Annotated in this window: 3 protein-coding genes; all 3 read left to right on the top strand. The window is 66.5% G+C overall.

Annotation, left to right across the window (positions count from 1 at the left end; translation table 11 throughout):
* Positions 1 to 169: 169 nt before the first annotated feature.
* A complete protein-coding gene (locus FJY88_12360; protein MBM3288128.1) occupies positions 170 to 2,449 on the top strand; it encodes a hypothetical protein in 2,280 nt (759 codons plus the stop codon).
* 128 nt (positions 2,450 to 2,577) lie between these two features.
* On the top strand, positions 2,578 to 3,945 hold the full coding sequence (locus FJY88_12355; GenBank protein MBM3288127.1) for a TrpB-like pyridoxal phosphate-dependent enzyme: 1,368 nt from the start codon (positions 2,578 to 2,580) through the stop codon (positions 3,943 to 3,945).
* A 97-nt stretch (positions 3,946 to 4,042) separates the two neighbouring features.
* A partial coding sequence (locus FJY88_12350; protein ID MBM3288126.1) for a hypothetical protein occupies positions 4,043 to 4,244 on the top strand: 202 nt, incomplete at its 3' end.

Genomic DNA, 4,244 nt, shown 5'->3' with positions numbered 1-4,244 from the left:
GAACTCGCCCAGGACCGCCCCCGCCTCCTTCTTGAACGACCTCCACGATGCTGGTGCCCCGACAGTCTAGACGGATTCACCTGCCCCTGAGAAGAGAAGATCGCGCAGAGACAGCGTCCGCTGCGGCACCTCCATGGGCGAGCGGTCCCGGCCATGGTAGTCTCGATCCATGAGAGCGACCAGCCTGGCTCCGATCGCCGTCCTCGCGGCGCTCCTCGGTGCGCTTCCCGGTTGTGACCGGGATCGCGCGGGGCAAGTTCCACCGGCGGAGGGTCTGTGGGGCGAAGCCATCGACCTCGCCTCCTTCGACCAAGACTTGCTTCTTGTACAACCGTTCTCTCCCTCGAATTGCGGCTACTGCCTCTTCGACGGCGAGTTCGTGCATCGCAACTACCTGGAGCGCAACGCGCGCTCCAACGGGTCGAACCTCTACCAGAGCCTCTTCAGCCCGCAGCTCGACGTCTACTCCTATCTGAAACACTACCGAGACCCCGGCACAGCGGTGATCACCTTCCCTCCGGAGTACCACAAGCTCCACGGAAACGGCTTCCCGATGCTGATGGCCTTCAGATCCGGATTACGGGAGTCGGCAGAAGTTCTGAGCCCGTACGAGGAGAACTTCCATGCCCTTTGCGGGAAGTTCTGGCCGGGGCAGGATTCGGCTGTCATCCTTACGTCCCCGTACCATATGGCCACACGCTTCGTGTTTGAGAACAAGAGCGGACTGGCCGTCGTGGTCGTGCCGGACGGAGACCGCGAGACGTGGCTCAAGTTCGCCGACGCGGACGGTCGGATGATGGGCGCCGCCGGTTCGGTGAAGCACGAATCCGATCTCTCGGAGACCGACTTGAAGCTGAATCTCTACTATCGAGGCACGGCGACCGCCTTTCGCTTCTCCGAGCTTGCCGGCCGTGACGCCCCGATCCAGTTCGATCAGTCGTCGGCGATCATCGGCCCCTACCGGTTTCTGAGATCGGATGTCGCACTTCGCGCCTGCTTCCCAAATCCCCACAACCCGCAGCGCTACCTCGTGCTCGATCTCTTGCTCGAGGGAGCGCACGCGCCGCCTGGCACGAACGCCACCGATTACGCGGTATGGGGGGCGGGCGAGAGGGGACGAGGGCTGCTGCTGCACGGATACTTCCGAAAGGAGGACGGTCCGAGATCGGGCGCGGGAGATGAGCGGGACGGATCTCGGTGGGCATTCGCCGAATCCCTGGCAATTCGTGGGCCGGAGATCGCCTCCTACTGCGAGGGGGGGATCTGCCCCGCGCCCGCGGCGCTGCCTGAAACCAAGCCCCGCCCACCCAAGGAGGAATCCTCGATCCGAGCGGGTCGCGAAACGGCCCTTGGTCGGACGTGGACTCTGGGAAGCTCCGGCTGCCGCTTCCCCGCCCTCAGCGTCGGCCGAGATGGCCAGTGCTGGTGCGCATGGGAGGAACGCGGGGACATCCACCTCGCCGTGATCGGCGGCGATCGCGACGCACGGGCCATGGCGATCGAGTCGGACGCCTCCGACAGCTTCTCTCCCGTCGTCGCCGCCGCCGGGGGCTCCGTCTGGATCTTCTATCTGAACGATCGCGACGGCTTCTACAGACTCTACGGCCGGCGCATGACCGACTCCGCTCTATCCGACCCGGTCCTCATGAGCGACCTCGCCCCGTTTGACGCGGTGACGCCGGCTGCGGCCTGCCGCGGCGACGGCCGCGTCGCCGTAGCCTGGAGCGAATGGAGGGCGAATCAGCGTTTCCTCCAATACCGAGAGATCGTTGGCGGCGCCCTCATGGACCTGGAGGAGGCGGCAATCAAGACGTCGGAGATCGAGTACACGAATGCCTGGTACCCCTCGCTGACCTACGACGAGGCGGGCCGGCTCTGGGGAGCCTGGAACCAGCACTACCCGTCGACGCTCGGCGTCTGCTCGGGCGACTTGATCCATGAGGCCACGTCTGTGGTCCGACTGGTAGGCCCGATCGAGCGAAATGAGAACGGCGGCTATCCATCGATCGCGGCGGACGGGGCGGGCAGAAGATGGGTCGTCTGGGAGTCGTTCGGATGGGAGCTGCTCACGGGAGAGGCGCAGCGGATCCATGCATCGTTCCTCGATCCGGCGACCGGCCACTGGTGCATCCCCACCGATCTGCGCCAAGGGCTCGGGACTCGTTTCAACCAGACCCCGCGCGCCTCCGGAGATCCTCGAGGCGACATCTGGGTGGCCTGGAGCGGCCGCCGCGACGAGTCGGATCGCTGGGGAATCTACCGCACCCGCCTGGCGGGCGAGCAGTGGTCGCGCCCTGTGCAGGTTTCCGAAGAGGACGTCGTAGCCCGGGCGCCGGCGATCGCGACCGGGCCGGACGGAACGGTCTGGATCGCCTGGCACGAGGGGGTCGGCGAGGCGATGACCGTGAGGGTGCTCCGCGACGACGCCGCGAGTCGACCGTCCCCATAAGTCCGCGAATCGGGAGCCGTCTACCGCGAAAGTCCCCTCACCCGCCTGCCGATCTCTTATCATCGAGGGTCCTTGCAGGGCCCTGCCCCCATCCCTGATCGTGCGGCCGCAGTGGAAAGGAGTCGCCCGTGTCCGAGAATCGCATCGACCTGAATCAGACAGAAATGCCGCGGCAGTGGTACAACATCGCGCCGGACCTCCCGGTCAAGCCGCCCCCGCCGTTGCATCCGGCCACGGGAGAACCGATCGGGCCCGATGCGCTGGCTCCTCTCTTTCCGATGGACCTGATCCTCCAGGAAGTGTCCGGGGATCGCTGGATCCCCATCCCGGAGGAGGTTCTCGAGGTCTACCGGCTCTGGCGCCCGACCCCGCTCTTTCGCGCCAGGAATCTGGAGAGGGCGGTCGGGACCCCCGCCCGGATCTTCTTCAAGCACGAGGGAGTGAGTCCGGCGGGCAGCCACAAGCCCAACACCGCCGTCGCGCAGGCGTACTACAACGCGCGACAGGGGGTGAAGCGGCTCACGACGGAGACCGGCGCGGGTCAGTGGGGCTCCGCCCTGTCCTTCGCCTGCCAGAAGTTCGGCCTCGAGTGCAAGGTCTACATGGTGCGCGTCTCCTACGAGCAGAAGCCGTACCGCCGTTCGATGATGCAGACCTGGGGGGCACAGGTGGTTCCGAGCCCTTCGGAGGATACGAACGCCGGACGGAAGTTCCTCGCCGGCAATCCCAGGAACCCGGGGAGCCTCGGGATCGCAATCAGCGAAGCGATGGAGGACGCCGCCTTGAGGGAGGACACGAAGTACTCGCTCGGGTCGGTCCTCAATCACGTGCTGACGCACCAGACGGTGATCGGCCTCGAGGCGAAGGCCGCGCTCGAGAAAGTCAATGCCTACCCGGATGTCGTCTGCGGGTGCGCCGGGGGCGGAAGCAACTTCGCGGGAATCGCCTTCCCCTTCCTCGCCGACAAGATCGCGGGGCGGAGGCTGAAGGTCATCGCCGCGGAGCCCGCGGCATGCCCGAGCCTGACCCGGGGCTCATTCCGCTACGACTTCGGCGACGCGGCTCAGACGACGCCGTTGCTGCCGATGTACACCCTTGGCCACACCTTCATGCCCCCTTCGATCCACGCGGGCGGCCTCCGGTATCACGGCATGGCTCCGCTCGTGAGCCAGCTCGCCGCGAGCGACCTCATCGAGGCCGTGGCTTACAGGCAGCGGGAGTGCTTCGAGGCCGGCGTCCTTTTCGCGCGGACCGAGGGGATCATCCCCGCCCCCGAGTCGACGCACGCGATCAAGGCGGCGCTCGTCGAGGCGGAACGCTGCCGGCGCGAGGGGCGCGCCGAGACGATCCTCTTCAACCTCTCGGGGCACGGCCACTTCGACATGGCCGCCTATGACGCATTCCTCGGGGCGACACTTGAGGACCTCGAGCTGCCTGGCGAGGAGATCGAGCGGGCGATGAAGGAGATCGAAGGACTGCCGAAGATCCCGTCGTAGAATGTCGCGCGGGCGAGCCGATGACGACGCTTCCCGTTGCGGAGGCGGCCGTCATCCTGCTAGCGTCGCGCTGGCCGGCGGACCAGGTCATGGGTCGATGGATCCGTGCCGGCACGGGAGGGCGACGAAGACGGGAGCGACGCGCGTAGAGAGCGGAACCGGGGATCTCGCGACCGGCTACGGAGTCGCCCCCCCGGCCGACAGCCATGGCCGCCATCAGTTCCTGTGGACCCTCATCCTGATCGCCCTGTTCGTCATCTGGTCGAACTCGTTTCACTCCATCGCCTACCTCCGTCGAA

This window comes from Candidatus Eisenbacteria bacterium (assembly GCA_016867495.1).
Lineage (GTDB): Bacteria > Eisenbacteria > RBG-16-71-46 > CAIMUX01 > VGJL01 > VGJL01.
The sequence above is the reverse complement of the archived record's forward strand: the minus strand, read 5'-3'. Positions and strand labels throughout refer to the sequence as shown.